This is a genomic window from Brachybacterium sp. SYSU DS0246 (assembly GCF_059391765.1).
The window spans coordinates 30,983-48,609 of the sequence record NZ_JBZXYT010000028.1 but is presented as its reverse complement, the minus strand read 5'-3'; the positions used below and the strand labels follow the sequence as shown (position 1 = coordinate 48,609).

Annotated in this window: 14 protein-coding genes; 11 read left to right on the top strand and 3 right to left on the bottom strand. The window is 71.2% G+C overall.

Features of this window, described 5'->3' with window-relative positions; genetic code table 11:
- Window positions 1-158 precede the first annotated feature (158 nt).
- From AC5020_RS13480 to AC5020_RS13460, 5 genes are all read left to right on the top strand, one after another.
- Window positions 159-1,016 carry an ABC transporter ATP-binding protein gene (locus AC5020_RS13480; RefSeq protein ID WP_377792482.1) on the top strand — a complete coding sequence of 286 codons (858 nt, stop codon included), beginning with the start codon at window positions 159-161 and terminating at the stop codon, window positions 1,014-1,016.
- Window positions 1,017-3,614, top strand: coding sequence for a glycoside hydrolase family 2 protein (locus tag AC5020_RS13475; RefSeq protein WP_464988662.1), 2,598 nt, complete (start codon window positions 1,017-1,019; stop codon window positions 3,612-3,614).
- A 23-nt stretch (window positions 3,615-3,637) separates the two neighbouring features.
- Window positions 3,638-4,474, top strand: coding sequence for a LacI family DNA-binding transcriptional regulator (locus AC5020_RS13470; protein ID WP_464988661.1), 837 nt, complete (start codon window positions 3,638-3,640; stop codon window positions 4,472-4,474).
- A gap of 128 nt (window positions 4,475-4,602) precedes the next feature.
- Window positions 4,603-5,286, top strand: a complete 684-nt coding sequence (locus AC5020_RS13465) for a hypothetical protein (RefSeq protein WP_464988660.1) — start codon at window positions 4,603-4,605, stop codon at window positions 5,284-5,286.
- A 46-nt stretch (window positions 5,287-5,332) separates the two neighbouring features.
- Window positions 5,333-6,145: a hypothetical protein gene (locus AC5020_RS13460; RefSeq protein ID WP_464988659.1), complete on the top strand. Its 813-nt coding sequence runs from the start codon at window positions 5,333-5,335 to the stop codon at window positions 6,143-6,145.
- Between the two features lie 36 nt (window positions 6,146-6,181).
- On the opposite strand, the gene AC5020_RS13455 is transcribed toward AC5020_RS13460, so the two are convergent.
- From AC5020_RS13455 to AC5020_RS13445, 3 genes are all read right to left on the bottom strand, one after another.
- Window positions 6,182-7,204: an LCP family protein gene (locus AC5020_RS13455; protein ID WP_464988658.1), complete on the bottom strand. Its 1,023-nt coding sequence runs from the start codon at window positions 7,202-7,204 to the stop codon at window positions 6,182-6,184.
- A 129-nt stretch (window positions 7,205-7,333) separates the two neighbouring features.
- Window positions 7,334-8,203 (bottom strand): potassium channel family protein, encoded by an 870-nt coding sequence (locus tag AC5020_RS13450; RefSeq protein WP_464988657.1) that lies wholly within the window; start codon window positions 8,201-8,203, stop codon window positions 7,334-7,336.
- A gap of 83 nt (window positions 8,204-8,286) precedes the next feature.
- A complete protein-coding gene (locus AC5020_RS13445; RefSeq protein ID WP_464988656.1) occupies window positions 8,287-9,132 on the bottom strand; it encodes an IclR family transcriptional regulator in 846 nt (281 codons plus the stop codon).
- A gap of 176 nt (window positions 9,133-9,308) precedes the next feature.
- Between AC5020_RS13445 and manD the strand changes: the two genes are divergently transcribed.
- From manD to AC5020_RS13415, 6 genes are all read left to right on the top strand, one after another.
- Window positions 9,309-10,559, top strand: a complete 1,251-nt coding sequence (gene manD, locus AC5020_RS13440) for a D-mannonate dehydratase ManD (RefSeq protein ID WP_464988655.1) — start codon at window positions 9,309-9,311, stop codon at window positions 10,557-10,559.
- Between the two features lie 26 nt (window positions 10,560-10,585).
- Window positions 10,586-11,944 carry a magnesium transporter gene (gene mgtE / locus AC5020_RS13435; protein ID WP_464988654.1) on the top strand — a complete coding sequence of 453 codons (1,359 nt, stop codon included), beginning with the start codon at window positions 10,586-10,588 and terminating at the stop codon, window positions 11,942-11,944.
- Window positions 11,945-12,179: 235 nt separating this feature from the next.
- Window positions 12,180-13,802: an ABC transporter substrate-binding protein gene (locus tag AC5020_RS13430; RefSeq protein WP_464988653.1), complete on the top strand. Its 1,623-nt coding sequence runs from the start codon at window positions 12,180-12,182 to the stop codon at window positions 13,800-13,802.
- Window positions 13,799-14,755: an ABC transporter permease gene (locus AC5020_RS13425; RefSeq protein WP_464988652.1), complete on the top strand. Its 957-nt coding sequence runs from the start codon at window positions 13,799-13,801 to the stop codon at window positions 14,753-14,755. The genes AC5020_RS13430 and AC5020_RS13425 overlap by 4 nt, the downstream gene beginning before the upstream one ends.
- Entirely contained in the window at window positions 14,752-15,729 is a 978-nt protein-coding gene (locus tag AC5020_RS13420) for an ABC transporter permease (RefSeq protein WP_377018636.1), read from the top strand. The genes AC5020_RS13425 and AC5020_RS13420 overlap by 4 nt, the downstream gene beginning before the upstream one ends.
- Before the next feature lie 131 nt (window positions 15,730-15,860).
- Entirely contained in the window at window positions 15,861-17,624 is a 1,764-nt protein-coding gene (locus AC5020_RS13415) for a gamma-glutamyltransferase family protein (RefSeq protein ID WP_494564442.1), read from the top strand.
- Window positions 17,625-17,627: the final 3 nt, after the last annotated feature.

Here is a 17,627-nt window from a genome sequence, read left to right as displayed (position 1 = left end):
CTCCTGGGCTCCTTCCCGTCCCTCACGGGGAGCACCGGGGACTTCGTCCGTGCCGGCTTCGGCGGGCCCGGGCAGGAACGCGCCGGTCAGGAGCCCGCCGGGACGGATCCTGCCGAGGCGGGAACGGGCACGCACACCGACGGATCGGAGGAGACACGATGACGACTCTCGCCGTCGACCAGCTCAGCAAGACCTACCGGATCCGTCAGGGCGTGCGCTTCTCCGCCCTCCGCGCGGTCCAGGAGGTCAGCTTCGAACTCGCTCCCGGCCGTACCGTCGCCGTCGTCGGCCAGTCCGGTTCCGGCAAGTCCACCATCGCCAAGCTGATCGCGCAGCTGGAGCGCCCCAGCTCGGGGACGATCACGCTGAACGGCCGGCCCATCGGCCGCCGGGGTCGCGCCCTGCGCGAGTACCGCGACGAGGTGCAGATGGTCTTCCAGGATCCCTTCGCCTCGCTGAACCCGTTCCACAGCATCGGCCACCACATCGAGCGGCCCCTCCTGCTCCACGGCAAGGCCACCCGAGCGAACGTGCGCCAGCGCGTGTGCGAGCTGCTGGACCGCGTCAACCTCTCTCCGTCGGCCGACTTCATCGACCGCAAACCGCACGAGCTCTCCGGCGGGCAGCGCCAGCGGGTGGCGATCGCCCGTGCCCTCGCCCCCGAACCCAGCGTGCTGATCGCCGACGAGCCCGTCTCGATGCTGGACGTCTCGATCCGCCTGGGGGTGCTGAACCTGCTCGCGCGCCTGCAGCGCGAGGAGAACCTCGCGATGCTCTACATAACCCACGACCTCGCGACGGCCCGCCACTTCTCGGATGAGATCCTGGTGATGTACCGCGGAGAGGTCGTCGAACGCGGGCCGGCCGACGACGTCATCCTGCGCCCGCAGGCGTCCTTCACCCGGCAGCTGCTGGTGGCCGCCCCGGAACCCGGGAACAATCCACGGTTCCTCGCCGAGGCGGAGCGCCGCGGTGTGCCCATGCCGGACCACCTCGCCCCGTCGGAGGACGCCTGAATGAACGATCTCGTCGATGTCGATACCGCCGCCGCCCTCGCCGCACGCCGCCACGAGCTGCGCGGCGGCTGGACGATGACCATCACCGCCGGGCCCGCCCCGTTCGAGGCGGTCGATGTCCCCGCGATCGTGCCGGGCAGCTTCGTCACCGATCTCCACAATGCCGGCCTCATCCCCGATCCCTACGTCGACCGCCACGAGCAGGAGCTGCAGTGGACGGGCGAGTGCGACGTCCTCTACCGCACCGAGTTCGAATGGTCCGACGGGAACGGCACCGCAGCGGACCGGGTGGACCTGGTCGCAGCCAGCCTCGACACCGCCGCCACGATCATGCTCAACGGCCGGCGCATCGCCGCCGTGCAGAACCAGCACCGCTCCTGGCGCTTCGACGTCACCGACGCGCTGCGTGCGGGCCCCAACGAGCTGGAGATCCTCTTCGCCTCGCCGCTGCGCACCGCCCGCGAGAACACCGCCGTGCTCGGCGAGCTCCCCGTGGTGGGCAACGACCTGCCCTACAACGCGATCCGCAAGATGGCCTGCAACTTCGGGTGGGACTGGGGTCCGGTGCTGGTCACCAGCGGCATCGCCGGCCCGATCGCGCTGGAGGAGTGGTCCACCGCGCGCCTGGCCGAGGTGCGCCCGCGCGTCACCGTCGAGGGAAGCTCAGGAGCGGTCTCCCTGGCCGCAGCGGTCGAGCGCGCCGACCTGCTCGATGACTCCGAGTTCGAGCTGCGCGCGCAGCTGCTGGACCCGGCCGGAACAGAAGTCGACCAGGCGATCATCCGCGACTCGGCCGACGACGTCGATCTCGCGCTCCGCGTCGCTGAGCCGCAGCTGTGGTGGCCCCGCGGCTACGGCGACCAGCCCCTGTACACGGTCCAGCTCGAGCTGCGTGACGCCGACGGAGCGGTTCTCGAGAACCGCGAGCACCGCATCGCCTTCCGCACCGCCGGGGTGGTCGAGGAGCCCGACGAGATCGGCACCTCCTTCACCGTCGTGGTCAACGGCCGCCCGATCCTCGCCAAGGGCGCCAACTGGATCCCCGAGGACTGCTTCCCCACCCGCCTGAGGGCGGCGGACTACCGCGCCCGCGTGGACGACGCCGTCGAGGCCGGGATGAACATGCTGCGCATCTGGGGCGGCGGGCTCTACGAATCCGACGTGCTCTACGACCTGTGCGACGAGCTGGGCATCCTGGTGTGGCAGGACTTCGCCACCGCCTGCGCCGCCTACTCCGAGGCCGAGCCGCTGCGCAGCGAGTTCGAGGCCGAGGCCCGAGAGAACATCGTCCGCCTGGCCTGGCATCCCTCGCTGATCCACTGGAACGGCAGCAACGAGAACGTGGAGGGCTACTACCACTGGGGCTGGAAGGAGACCCTGCCCGAAGGCACCGCCTGGGGTCTCGGCTACTACACCGAGCTGTTCCCCGCCCTGCTCGCCGAGCTCGACCCCACCCGCAGCTACACCCCCACCAGCCCCTACTCGCGGCCGCTGCCCGAGGATCCCCGCAACCCCGATCACGGGACCGTGCACAACTGGGTGGCCTGGGCCTCCGAGCAGGACAACGACTACGAGCGCTACCGCGACACCATCCCGCGGTTCTCCGCCGAGTTCGGCTATCAGGGCCCGGCGAACTACGCGACCATCGCCCGCGCCATCACCGAACGCCCCCTGGACCCGGACTCGGAGACGATGCTCTCCCACCAGAAGGCCGTGGGCGGCCAGGACAAGCTGCGCCGCGGCATGGCGCCGCACCTGCCTCCGGTCGAGGGGTTCGACGACTTCCACTTCGCCACCCAGCTGAACCAGGCCCGCGCGCTGACCTGCGGCATCGGCCACTACCGATCCTATTGGCCGATCTGCGGCGGCACCATCGTGTGGCAGCTGAACGACTGCTGGCCGGTGACCTCCTGGGCCGCGGTCGACGGCGACGGTCGCCGCAAGCTGCTGTGGTACGCCCTGCGCGATCTTTACGCGCCGGTGCTGCTGACCGTCCAGCCCCGGGAGGAAGGGCCTGCCGTCAGCCTCGGCAACGACACCGACCAGGCCCTCACCGGGCGGCTCCGGCTGCGACGCCAGGACCACGAGGGCACCGTGCTCGCCGAGGACAGCCTCGACGTGCGGGTCGAGGCCCGTTCAGCGGCCACCCTGCCCGTTCCGGCGCAGCTGGCGAGCCCCGGGGACGCCGCCCGCGAGGTGCTCGTCGTGGAGTTCGACAGCTCGAGCGAGGAGCCCGACGGGTCGGCGACGGCTGCGGGGGCGGCCCCCTCCGCCCCGGTGCGCACGGTGCATTTCTTCGCGGAGGACCGTGACTCCGCGCTGGCCGACGGCGCGTTCACCGCCTCGGCGGCGACGACGGAGGACGGCGTGGTGATCACCGTCAGGGCGACCGGGACAGTCCGGGACCTGTGCGTCCTGGCCGACAAGGTCGATCCGGCCGCCGACGTCGACCGCCAGCTGGCCACCCTGCTGCCGGGAGAGAGCGCCGTCGTGTGCGTGCGCACGAACTCGACCGCCGACCCGCAGGCGTTCCTGGCCGAGGACGTGCTGCTGACCGCCAACGACCTGGTGGCGCGGGCGCGTTCGCGCGCCGTCTGAGCGCCGGCGCGCGAAGGGGGAGCATGGGCACCATCGGCATCGCGATCCCCGAATCCGTGTGGTCGGCGAGGTCCGAGCAGTTCTACACCCAGGTGCTGCAGGGGTTGGAGGACACGGTGGTCCCTCTCGGACACACCGTCCTCAGCCGCGTGTGCCGCAGCGTCGACGAGGAGATCGAGGCGCTGCGGCGATGGGCCGAGCGGCCCCTGGCCGACGTGGTGATCCTCAAGGACCTCCACGTGGACGATCCGCGACCGTCGGCCGCCCGGGAGCTCGGCCTGCCGTTCATCGTGATCGGCGACGAACGCCAGCGCCGGATCTCCTCGAGCGTGACCATGGACAACGGCGGGACCATGCGGCGGCTGCTCCAGGACCTGCGCGAACTCGGCCACGAGGCGATCGCCCACGTGGGCGGGCCGTCGAACCTGCTGCACAGCGCGTGGAGGCGCGAGGCCTACCAGGCCTTCGTGCGCGAGCACGGCATGGCGATGCTCGCGGCAGACGGTGACTACGGCGCGGCCAGCGGCGCCGAGTGCGTCCGGACCCTGCTGTCCGGATCCCTCCGGCCGACGGTGATCGTCCACGACAACGACGCCATGGCCATCGCCGGCTGCGACCGGGCGGTCGCGATGGGCGTCGCCGTCCCGCAGGACGTCTCCATCGTGGCCTGGGACGATTCTGCGGCGTGCCAGACCCATGACCCGCCGCTCGCGGTGATCGACCGCCAGCCGCATCAGCTGGGGGTGGATCTCGGGCGGGCTGCGACCTCGCTTCTGGCGGATCCGGCCCGACCCGTCCACCTCACGCAGGATGTGCCGCGGCTGCTCCCGCGGGGAACCGTGGCGCCACGACGCGGCTGACGGTGTTCATCGGCGGTGCCGGTGCGCGCCGTGGACGCCGGCGCTCAGCGCGGGCGCTCAGCGCCGGCGCGAGGTCACGGTTCTGAGAACCCGGCCCCCGCGAGCGCCGGCTCGGGAGACCATGAAGCATGATCTTCGATCTCGATCCCCTCGAGCTCCTCGCCTCGGCCCTGACGGCCGTGGCCCTGGCCGTGCCGATCGCCTTCCTCCTCGCCGCGGGTGTCGTCGCGGCGCCGCGCCGGATGTGGAGCGGTGCCGGGCTCGGCCTGGGAGCCAGCCTGCTGGTGGGAGTGATCATCGCGGGGGCGGCGAGCTTCGTGGGCAGCGGGGGACTGATCGGATCTCTCACCGGCGTGGGGATCGTCCTGGGAGTGCTGTGCGCGCTGGCTGCGGCGGTGCTGGTCGTGCTGCGGCGCGACGGCTCGGCGCTCGGGGCGGGCCTGGGCATCGCCGCCTGCGTGCTGATCGGGCTCAGCGATCCCAGCCGGATCCTTCCCGCCTTCTTCGGGATCTCCTCCTCCGAGGTCATCGCGCTCGCCGCAGTCGTCATCGACGCCATGGCCGTGGTGGCCCTCGCATCTGCTCTGGTGGCACTCGGCGGGCGGGTTCGGGCGCTCCAGATCGGCACCGCCTGCGCCGCCGCCGTGGCGGGCGTGCTGACCCTCGCCTCGATGATCGTCGGCGGAGCGCCCGGCACCTCACTGTCGACCCTGCTGATCGTCCTGGTCATCGCCTTCGCCATCGGCAGCATCGCCGGCGGCGTGCTCGAGGCGCGTCACTCGCGCGAGGCCGACGCGACGGTGGAGGGGTGAGGGGCGCGGACCTCGAGGGGGACTCCTCGCTGAGGCTGGTGCACCGGTGAACCGTCTGCCGTCCGCGCTGCGCTCGCTGGAGTACGGCATCCAGCACGACATCGCCCACCTGCTGCTGATCGCGCTCCCGCTGGGTGCCCTGCTCCTCGTCATCCCGGCGAGCAGCCGACGCCGAGTCGCCGTCTTCGCCGGGTTCGGCGTCCTCCTGGGACTCGGCACGATCGTGCTGGACAGGTCACTGTGGTGGGCCCCCTCACTGTGGGGAACCTCCGGCCAGGGGCTCTCCCCCTTCGACGTGCTGCGCCCGGGACTGCACGCGGTGATCCTTGCCGGGGCGCTCTGTGCCGTGGTGGTGGTCGTCCGGTCGTGGCAGGGAAGAGAGGCTGCCGGTAGGGTGCTGGCCCCGTCGGCCGGCCTGCTGCTCGGACTGGGCGCACCGTACGACTTCCGCACGACGGGGGAGCAGATCTTCTATCCCGTCTTCTCCCGGATGTATACGCCGGAACAGCTCGAGGCGGCGCCCATCCGAACCACCCTGAGCAGCGTCGCCGACGACGCCTTCCACGTCGCCGTATGGACGCTCGCCACGACGGTGGTGGTGCTCGTTCTCGTGGTGTTCGGCCGGCGATCCGGCGCCGTCGCCGTGGGTGCTGCCCTCGGGGCGGTGGTCAGCGCCGTGCTCGCCGGGGGCGAGCTCGTCGTGGACATCCTCGTGAGGGCATTGACGCTCATGGGCCGACCGGGCGTCTGGTTCCATATTCCGTCGGACCAGATCGCCATGTCGTGCGTGGCCGCGATCGTGCTGGGGATCGTGGCGGCGCTGCTCTCCTCGCGAGTGCCGCGTCCCCGGATCCGGTGAGCGGAATGCGTGTCGTGGGGCGCTGATGCCCGTTGCTCACGCCTGCTCCGGCAGCGGAACGTCCTCGGTCAGTGAGGTGAAGACGTCCTCGGCATCAGCCGAGGGGACGACACGGTTCGGGTCTCCCGGAGCCGGCTCCCACGGCATCGTGACGATGGTGATGTCGTCCTGGTCCACGTGCGAGACGCGTGTGGCGAGGGTGGCCAGCGCTCTGACCGACCCGAGATCGTCGTCGACGGTGAGGGAGGCGATCACGGCGTCCAGGAAGGAGTACAACCGGTCCGGACGGTTCAGCACCCCGTCGTGACGCACCGTGTTCGCGATCGCGTCGATGACCTCCTTCTGGTGATCCAAGCGCGCGATGTCGCTGCCATCGCCCACGGCGTGCCGGGTGCGAGCCCAGGCCAGTGCCTGGTAGCCGTCCAGGACCTGATCACCCTGCGGGAGATCCAGATCGGCGAAGGGATCCTGCAACGGCTCCTCGAGGTGGACCGGGATGCCGCCGAGGGCGTCGATGATGTCCGCGAACCCATCGAAGTCGACCTCGACGAAGTGGTCGATGCCGACCCCGGTGAGCTCCTCGGCGGCGCGCACCGAGCACGCCGGGCCGTAGTTCAGCGCAGAGTTGATCATGCCGCGCCTGCTCGGCGCCTCGCCGCGCCCGGCGTCAGCACAGGCCGGCAGCTCGAGCACGGTGTCACGCGGTATCTGGACCACGTCGATCCGATCGTCGTCCTCGGCCAGGTGGACCACCATCAGCGAGTCGGAGCGCTTGCTGCCGTCACCCTGCTCGAAGTTCCCACTGGTCAGATCGCGACTGTCTGATCCGAGGACCAGGATGTTCATCCCGTCGGTCGGGAGGGGATCGGCCTCGTCGGTCCCGGCCCGCAGCGGAGCCGTCTCGAGGCTGCCCTGCAGGCGCATCGCCGGGATCATCACGCCGGCCAGGACGGCGACCGCCAGGAGCGCACCGGTGACCAGGAGAGTGCGGCGCAGGCGCACCTTCCGCCGCGGTGACATCGCGCGATGCCGCCCGCGCGGCCGCTGCACAGAACTCATGAGCACCTCTCCTTCGCCCCACCCGGTGGGGGCCTGCCCGTACCGGCGCGGCATAGTATGCGGCCCGGAGCTGGGCACTTCGTCATCAGGACGTTCCATGCTGCGTGGCCGGGCACCCTCTCGCCGTCATCACTCCCGCTGCCTGCGGGCGTGGTCGTCGGCGTAGGCGCGGAAGACCTCCTCCGGCTCTCCCTCCACCTTGACGAACCCCTCGATCTTCTGTGCCAGGTGGGAGATCACCTCGGACAGCGCCCGGGCTGTGGCCCGCACGTCGGCCGACGGCGCCTCCCGGCCGGCATCGCGCAGCTCGAGCGCGTGGGGCAACTGGCGGGCCAGGGACTGTTCCGGATCCTCTTCCTGGAAGAAGTAGCTCTCCGAGTGCTGGGAGAGATCCACGCAGACGCCGGCGAGATCGGCGGTCAGGGTCTCCAGGGTCCGCGCCGCCGAGCTGGGCTCGAGCTGTGAGAGCTCCGCGGCGTACTCGGCGTCGGCCAGAGCGGCGAGGCGCAGGGCCAGGGTCCGTCGGCGCGCGAGGGCGGGATGGACCTGCATGAACCAGGTCATCGCGGCCGTCAGCAGGGCGAATCCCGTGAGGGCTTCCAGTGGCGCGATGACGCGCACCCAGTCGGCGTTGGGGACGACGTCGCCGTAGCCGAGGGTCGACAGAGTCATGAAGGCGACGTACAGCGGTTCGGTGAGGGGGCCCTGCTGGGCGGGATCGACGCCGGAGTACGAGAATGCCTCAGGCAGGTGGGGCGCGTAGATCAGCGCCCATCCCACGCCCTGCAGCAGCACCCACAGGATGATGACGGCCACCATGCCGCCGGGCCCCACGGCGGAACCGAACCGGTGACCCAGCGCGGCGGACCCTTTCCAGAACGCCACGATGACGGCGTGACTCAGCCGTCCCTTCCCGCGCGGGTGCAGCAGCGTGTGGAACATGTCGAAGAGGCCGACGAGGACGAGGGCGATCCCGGCCAGCATGGAGAGGGCGGTCATCCGGCTCTTCTTCTTTCCCCGCGGTGGCGGTGGAGACGACGTTCGCTGATGTCACGCTCGGCGACGCCGCGAAGACTACGGGATCAGCCCTCGTCCCCGGTGCCGGTGCGGCCCCCGGCAGGGGCACCCGATCGGTCGGTGTCGGCGAGAGAGAACCCGGCCGGAGCCAGGCGAGCGAGCTCCTCGCGCAGCAGCGCGCCGATCTCTGCGCGGCGCTGCTCTCCCATCCGTTCGATCGGACTGGTGACGTTGACCGCCGCCGACTTCCCACCGGGCCGGACCATGGCGACCCCTACGCACGCGATACCCGTCTCGTTCTCCTCGACCTCGCTCGCCCAGCCACGGCGCGCGGCCTCCTCGACGACGCCGGCAAGACGCCGAGGAGTGACCTCGGCTCCGGGCTCGGCCGCACGGGCGGCGGTGGCCTGTGCGTATGCGTCCAGAGCGGACCCGCGGATCCCGTCGGCCGCGAGCATCGCCCGGCCCATGGCGGTGCGCCCGGCGGGAGCCCGCTTGCCGACGCGGGACCACACCCGCAGGGTGCGCTCGGGCTCGACCTTGTCGAGGTAGAGGACGTGTGCGCCGTCCATCCGGCCGAGATGGACGAGCTCCTGCGTGCGCTGGGAGATCGAGGCGAGGGAGGGCGCGAACAGGACCGGCAGGTGGTCACCGCCCTCGAAGCGCCCTGCCATGACCAGGGGTGCGCTGCCCAGGCGATATCGCTGGTCCGGCGGCACCTGCTCGGCGAAGTCGCGGTGGATCAGGGCGCGCAGCAACCGGTGCACCGAGGCCTTGTTCAACCCGCTGCGCCCGGCGATGTCGCGCAGCGTCATCCCGTCGGGCCCCGCGTCGGCGAGGATCTCGAGCAGGGCGAGCGCCTTGTCGACGCTGCCCACGGGGGAGGAGCCGCCGTCCGGGGTGGTGGTCATGGCGTCGATCGTCTCCTGTCCGTCTGGGACCGCGTTGCTGCGGGGTACTCCTCGCCCTAGGCTGACATGCATTACGGAATACCTGTTCCACGATACAGAACATGCCGTTCCCCCGCGCCGACGACGCCGTGTGCGCTCGGGGCGTGGACCGCAGCAGCGCCTCAGGAGGGGCAGTCATGAGCATCCAGCGCCTCGACGTCATCGTCACCAGCCCCGGTCGCAACTTCGTGACCCTCAAGATCACCACCAGCGACGGGATCATCGGCTGGGGTGACGGCACCCTGAACGGACGCGAGCTCGCGGTCGCCTCCTACCTGCGCGACCACGTCTCCCCCACCCTCGTCGGCCGCGACGAGTCCGCGATCGAGCAGACCTGGCAGTACCTCTACCGCAGCCCGTACTGGCGGCGCGGGCCCGTCACCATGGCCGCGGTCGCCGCGGTGGACATGGCCCTGTGGGACATCGCCGCGAAGAAGGCCGGCGAGCCCCTGTACAAGCTGCTCGGCGGCGCCTCCCGCACCGGGCTGATGGCCTACGTCCACGCCTCCGGCAGCACCATCGAACGGCTGAACGACGCCGTTGCCGGATACGTCGACCAGGGCTTCCAGGCTGTGCGCATCCAGAGCGGGGTGCCGGGCCTGGGCCAGATCTACGGCGTTCACGACGCGGCCCCGGGGGCTGCCTACGAGTACGAGCCCGCCGGCCGGCCCACCACCGATGGCTCCGAGCCCGCGGCGCTGCGGCCGACGGAGGAGACCTGGGACACCGCCGCCTACCTGCGCCACCTGCCCTCGGTCTTCGCCGCGGTGCGCGAGCAGTTCGGCGGCGAGCTGCGGCTCCTGCACGACGGGCACCACCGCATGTCGCCCATCGAGGCGGCCAAGCTCGCCAAGGCGATCGAGCCCTACGACCCGTTCTGGCTCGAGGACTGCACGCCCGGCGAGGACCAGGCCGCGCTGCGCCTGGTGCGCCAGCACTCCGTGACCCCGCTGGCGATCGGCGAGGTGTTCAACTCGGTCCACGACTACCAGACGCTGATCACCGAGCGCCTCATCGACTACGTGCGCTCCTCGACCACCCACGCCGGCGGCATCACCGGTCTGCGCCAGATCATGACCTTCGCCGGCATCTACGGGATCCGCTCGGGCTTCCACGGGCCGACGGACGTCTCGCCCGTGGGCATGGCCGCGAACCTCCACCTGGGCCTGGCGATCCACAACTTCGGCATCCAGGAGTACATGCCGCACTCGGCCACCGCGCTCGAGGTGTTCCGTACCAGCTACAGCGTCGACGGCGGCATGCTGCACCCGGGGGAGACCCCGGGGCTCGGCGTCGAGCTCGACGAGCAGGCCGCGGCGGCCCACGAGTACGTGCCGGCCTATCTGCCCGTCAATCGGCTGCGGGACGGTTCCGTGCACGACTGGTGAGCGGCGGCCTCGGCGACAATGGCACGGTGAGCGAGACCCAGACGACCGTCGACTCCGTCCTCACCCTGCTGCGCGCCGAGCCGCTGGGCGAGGGCCAGCTCGAACAGCTGGCCCTCGAGGCCGGCCTCCTGCCCACCGCGGAGCTCGTCTATCTTGTCGAGTCCCGGCCCGCCACGGAGGCCGCGCTGCTGTTCCGCGTGCTCGACAAGGGCACCGCACTGGCCGTCTTCGAGGCGCTGCCCGCGGACCACCAGGCGGGGCTGATCTCCGGGCTGCGCACTCCCCAGGTCGCCGAGATCATCGACGACCTGGACCCCGATGACAGGGCCTCCCTGTTCGACGAGCTGCCGGCCTCGGTCGCCGAGCGCCTGATGCGGGGTCTGGACGCCGGTCAGCGCGCCATGACCACGGTGGTGCTGGGGTATCCGCGGGACTCCATCGGCCGGTACATGTCGCCGGAGATGCTCACCCTGCGGCCATCGGCGACCGTGCGCGAGGCGCTGGAGCACGTGCGCTCCCACGCGGACGAGCCCGAGACAATCTACATGCTGCCGGTCGTGGACGGCACGCGACGCCTGCTCGGCGTCGTGGGCCTGCGCCGGTTGCTGGTCTCGGACGAGGACGAGCTCGTGGGCGACCTCGCCCACGAGGCCGTCCACGCCCTGGCCACCGACGGCCGCGAGGAGGCGGCGCGGCGATTCCTCGACGCGAAGCTGCTGGCGATGCCCGTCCTCGACCGCGAGGGCCGGCTGGTGGGGATCGTGACCATCGATGATGCCGTCGACATCATCGAGCAGGAGAATGCCGAGGACTCCGCGCGCACCGGTGGGTCCGAGCCGCTGCCCCGGGCCTATCTCTCCACACCGATCCTGCGGATCGTGCGCAGCCGCATCGTGTGGCTGCTGATCCTGGCGGTCTCGGCGATCCTCACCGTCCAGGTGCTCGAGATCTTCGAGGACCGGCTCCACCGGGTCGTCGTGCTCGCCCTGTTCATCCCGCTGCTGACAGGCACCGGCGGCAATACCGGCAACCAGGCCGCGACCACCGTGACCCGGGCGCTGGCGACAGGGGAGGTGCGAGTGCGCGATCTCCCGCGGGTGGTGTGGCGCGAGCTGCGGGTCGGGGCCACCCTCGGCGCCGTCCTCGGCAGCCTCGGGCTCGTGATCGCGGGGCTGGTCTACGGCTGGCCCATCGGCCTCGTGATGGGGGCGACCCTGCTGTCGGTGTGCATGATGGCGGCGATGGTCGGCGGCCTGATGCCGCTGGTGGCGAAGCGGGTCGGGGCGGATCCCGCCGTGTTCTCCAACCCCTTCATCTCCACGTTCTGCGACGCCACCGGCCTGATCATCTACTTCACGATCGCCACGGCCGTCCTCGGGCTCTGAGGGGCTCGCTCGCGCCGGCTCCCGCTGCTCGGAGTCCGATCGCACGGCGTCGCCGTTATCGGTCCGTGATCTTGTGTCCACCATGCGCCCCTCTCTCGTCTGGCGCCGGAATGTATACAAAAGTGGCGTGACGACGCGAGGAGTTCGGATCCGAGGAGTTCGGATCGACGTGTCGTCGGAGAGGTCCTGACCCCCCGAACTCTTCGTCATCCCGCAGCAGGACGGAGGTGGCCACGTGAGACGACGCTCAGCACTGGGTCTCGGAGCAGCAGGCGCTGCTGCGCTGGTGACGGGGTGCGTGCCGCTCCAGCCACTGGGAGACCCGCCCGAACGCCCCGAGCGCAAGCAGGTCAGCGCTGACGGCAGGCCGCTCCGCGAGGGCGGGCACCTGGTCATGGCGCTGTCCTCCGAGCCGGACCGGCTGGACCCCACCACCTCGAGCTCTTTGTATACGCGCTTCGTCATGCAGACGATGTGCGAGAAGCTCTACGACATCTCGGCCGACGGCGAGATCGTGCCCATGCTCGCCACCGAGCTGCCCACGATCTCCGAGGACGGCCTCACCGTCGAGATCCCCCTCAAGGACGGCGTCCTGTTCGCCGACGGCGCCGAGTTCGACGCGGAGGCCGTACGCCTCACTCTCGAACGCCACCTCACCCTCGAGGGCTCGACCCGTGCCTCCGAACTGGGACCGATCACCGCCGTGGAGGCCATAGAGCCGCTGCGCGTGCGCGTGAGGTTCGAGAGCCCCTTCGCCCCGTTCACCGCGGCCCTCGCCGATCGCGCCGGCATGATCATGTCGCCGCAGGCGCTCGACGAGCTCGGGGAGGACTTCGGGAACCACCCCGTCGGCGTCGGCGCGTTCAAGTTCGTCCGTCGCGTGCCGCAGACTGCCATCGAGGTTGAGGCGGATCCTTTGTACTACGACGCGGACAACGTCCATCTCGACCGCATCACCTACCGGATCATGACCGATGCGAACATCCGCGCCGCCAACATCCAGTCCGGTGATGTTCACGTCGCCGACAGCATCTCCCCGCAGGACTTCGAAGCGCTCCAGGCCGTGGACGGCGTGGGCACCCTGCAGGTGGAGTCACTGGGCTACCAGGGGCTGACCGTCAACGTCGGCCACGCCCCCGAGGGGCACGAGCCCCCGAGCACCCCTTTGGCCACCGACGAGCGCGTGCGACAGGCCCTGTCCCACGCCGTGGACCGGAACGCCCTGGTCAACACCGTCTTCAACGGCTGGTACACGGCGGCGGGCTCCCCGATCTCGCCCTCCTCACCGTATGCCTCGCCCGAGAGCCGCCACCTGCCGGCCTACGACCCGGACGCCGCGAAGGCGCTCCTCGAGGAGGCCGGAGTGGAGATCCCGTACCCGGTCCGGGTGACGGTCTCGAACACCCAGGACGGATTGCGCTACGCCCAGGCCCTGCAGGCCCAGGCGAAGGAGGCCGGGTTCGCCATCCAGGTCGCGCCGATGGAGTACACGGCGGTGCTGGACGCACAGAGCCGCGGGGATTTCGAGGTCGTGCTGCTGGGATGGTCCGGCCGTGTCGATCCCCACGGCAACGCCTACTCCTTCTGGACCACCGGCGGCGGCAACAACTACCCGGGAGTCTCCGACCCCGAGGTCGACCAGCTGCTGGAGGACGCCACCCAGGTCACAGACATCGGCGAGCGCGCCGAGGTCTACGGCGAGGCGGTCGCCCGCATGCAGGAGGTCAATGCCTTCATCTACCTCTATCGCGTGCGCAGCCTGACCGCTCACCGCGATGACGTCGCCGGCGTGGCCGTGTACGCAGACGGGGTCGTCCACCTCTCCCACGCCGCCTTCCTGGATGGTGATCGCTCATGATCCGTTTCCTGCTCGTGCGAATGGCGGAGGCGCTGACCACGCTGCTGATCGCCGCCCTCGTCATCTTCCTGGGCGTGCGTGCCCTGCCCGGCGACCCGGCCCTGGCGATGGCAGGGGAGGAGGCCACCCCGGAGCAGGTCGCCGCGGTGCGCACCGAACTGGGCCTGGACGAACCGCTGCCGGTGCAGTTCCTGGCGTTCCTGCAGAGCATCGTCACCGGCGACCTGGGCGCCTCCACCCGCACCGGCCAGCCCGTCACCCAGATGATCGCGACCACGCTGCCGGTGACCATGTGGCTCTCCGGGTTCGCCATCCTGGTGGCCGTGATCGTCGGGATCACGCTCGGCATGCTCGCCGAGCGACGCCGTGGGCGTCCCGAAGAGGTGGGCGCCAATCTCTTCGCCCTCATCGGGCTGTCCGTGCCCAACTTCTGGCTGGGGCTGCTGGCGATCCTGCTGCTCGCCGTCGGACTGGGCTGGTTCCCCGCCTCGGGATACGTCGATGTGCTGGAGGACCCGATACGCGGCATCCACCACCTGTTCCTGCCCTCGGTGATCCTGGGGACCAGCCTCGCCCCGGTCATCACCCGGCAGACCCGAGCCTCGATGATCGAGACCATGAGCACCGACTACGTGCGCACCGCCCGCGCCACCGGCATCGGGCGCGGGCGCATCCTGCTGCGCTACGGACTGCGCAACTCACTGATCGTGCTGGTCACCATCGTCGGCCTGCAGCTGGGAGCGCTCATCTCCGGGGCGGTGGTCACCGAGCGCATCTTCGCGCTGCCGGGCCTGGGACGGCTCACGCTCGATGCCGTCTTCGCCCGCGACTATCCCGTGATCCAGGCCGTGGTGCTGGTCATCACCGCCGGCTACGTCCTGATCAACATTCTCGTCGACGTCCTCTACTCCGTCATCAATCCACAGATCCGGACAGGCGGTGCCACCTCGTGACCGACGCGCTGAGAACCCCCTCGACCCCCGCCCGGGGCACCGGCTCGAGCTCGGGCCCCACCGCCGGGACGGCCACGCCGGGCCCCGGCGCGAAGGGCCCGACGGACGCGCCGGTCGCGGGCACGCCCCGGCGCCAGAGCGTCCTGGGCGCACTGGTCTCCACGCCCCAGGGCGTCATCGGCTCCGTGCTGGTGGCGCTCGTGGTGGGCGCGGCCGTCCTCGGGCCCCTGCTCGCTCCGCACGGCTTCGCCGAGACCAACTTCGCCCACCCGTTCCAGGTGCCCCGCACCGTCGGCTACCCGCTGGGGACCGACGACCTGGGCCGCGACATCCTCTCCCGCCTGCTGCACGGGGTGCGGGCCTCGATGATCGTCGGCCTCCTGACGATCGTGCTGGCCGTGGGCATCGGCACCCCGCTGGGACTGCTCGCCGGCTACTGGCGGCCGGCGGACCTCGTCGTCTCCCGCCTGACCGATGTGGCCCTCGCCTTCCCGTTCCTCGTGCTCGCCGTCGGGCTGACGGCGATCGCCGGGGCGAGCCTGACCAATGCCGCCCTCGCACTGGGCATCGCGAACATCCCCACCATGGTCCGGGTGGTGCGCGGCGAGACCCTGCGACTGCGCGAGACGGAGTTCGTCAAGGCGGCGATCGCGACGGACGCCTCGGCGCCCCGCATCCTGGGACTGCACATCCTGCCGGGCGCGGTCAGCGCCATCATCGTCCAGGCCACGGTGATCATGCCGGTGGCCGTGATCGGGGAGGCGACCCTCTCGTTCCTCGGCCTGGGCATCCAGCCGCCCTCGCCCAGCCTCGGGATCATGCTCTCCGACGCCCAGCAGTACATCTACCGGTCGTCGTCCGCGGCGATCTTTCCCGGCCTGGCGATCGTCCTGATCTGCCTCGCCTTCAACATCTTCGGAGACGCCCTGCGGGATGCCTTCGATCCGTCCGTGACGAAGGGAAGCCGCCGATGACGCCCTCCAGCCCGACCAGCCCCTCCAGCCCGACCAGCCCCTCCACCTCGACCAGCCCCGGCCGCCCGCAGCCCGGGTTCGTGGTGCCGCCAGGTCCGACCACCCGCCCCACTCTCGAGGGCACCTTCGGGATGAGCGCGACCACCCACTGGATCGCGACCGCGTGCTCTCAGGCCGTCCTGGAGCGCGGCGGGAACGCCTTCGACGCCGCCACCGCCGCGGCCTTCGCGCTGCACGTGGTCGAGCCGCATCTCAACGGCCCAGGAGGCGACATGACCGGGGTCTTCGCCACGGCGGAGGACCCCACGCCGGTGGTGATGATGGGCCAGGGCGCCGCCCCCGCGGGCGCAACGATCGAGCACTACCGCGCCGAAGGGCTCGAACGGGTTCCCGGCACGGGCGCCCTGGCGGCCGCGATCCCCACGGCGGTCGACGCCTGGCTGAAGCTCCTGGCCGAGCACGGCACGTGGGAGCTGGCCGACGTCCTGGCCTACGCGATCGAGCTCGCCGAGGACGGCCACCCCGTGCTCGCCCGGGTCAGCGCCCAGATCGAGGCGCTCTCGCAGATGTTCGCCGAGCACTGGCCCAGCTCGGCGGCGCTGTGGATGCCGGACGGTGCGCCGCCCGCCCCGGGGCAGCTCGTGCACAATCCTGAGTACGCGGCCGTGCTGCGCGACCTCATCGCAGCCGGCGAGGCTGTCGAGACCGGCACCGAGGACGATGGGCGCGCGGCCCGGATCCAGGCGGCCCGCGAGCGGTGGCGCACCGGACCGGTCGCCGAGGCGATCGCCGAGTTCGTGCGCACCCCGCATCGCCACTCCGACGGCGCCGACCACGCCGGCGTCATCACGGCCGCCGACCTCGCCACCACCGAGGCCACCTTCGAGCCCGCCGCGACCGCCAGCTTCCGCGGATGGACGATCGCCAAGACCGGCCCCTGGGGCCAGGGCCCGGTGCTGCTGCAGGCCCTGCGCCTCCTCGACGGCTTCGACGACGACCACCTCGACCCGGCCACCGAGCTCGGCGCCCACACCATCCTCGAGGCGCTGAAGCTGGCCCTGGCCGACCGCGACGCCCACTACGGCGATGGCCAGGTGCCGCTGGAAACCCTCCTGAGCGAGGAGTACATCGCCTCCCGGCGCGCCCTGATCACCGAGCAGGCCTCCCACGAGTTCCGCCCCGGCCGCGTCGGCGACGGGCCCCTGCCGCTGCCGCCCCTGGTCACCGAGAAACAATTCGCGCAGGCCACCGGCGGCGACGTCGACCACGGCGCCGGGGAGCCGACGGTCCGGCCCAGCGGCGAGGCACGCGGGGACACCTGCCACATCGACGTCGTCGACCGCTGGGGCAACATCATCAGCGCCACCCCGTCGGGCGGCTGGCTGCAGTCCTCACCGGCCGTCCCCGGGCTCGGGTTCTGCCTGGGCACCCGGCTGCAGATGATGTGGCTGGACGAGGAGATGCCCTCCGCCCTGCGGCCGGGGAAGCGGCCGCGCACCACCCTGACCCCGACCCTCGTGCTGCGCGACGGCATCCCGGTGCTCGCCTGCGGATCCCCCGGTGGCGACCAGCAGGACCAGTGGCAGCTGCTGTTCCTGCTGCGGGTGCTCGTGGGCGGCCTCGAACCGCAGCAGGCCATCGACGCGCCCGCGCTGCACACCACGTCGATGCCGGGCTCGTTCTGGCCGCGCACGTGGACACCGGGCGGGGCGGTGGTCGAGGACCGGCTGGGACCCGACGTCATCGCCGGCCTCGAAGCACGCGGTCATCGCGTGGTCCGGGCCGGCGACTGGGCCCTGGGGCGGCTGTCCTGCGTGAGCCGGGACCCGGCCACCGGGATCCTCCGATCCGCCGCGAATCCCCGCGGCGCCCAGGGCTACGCGGCAGGACGGTGAGCG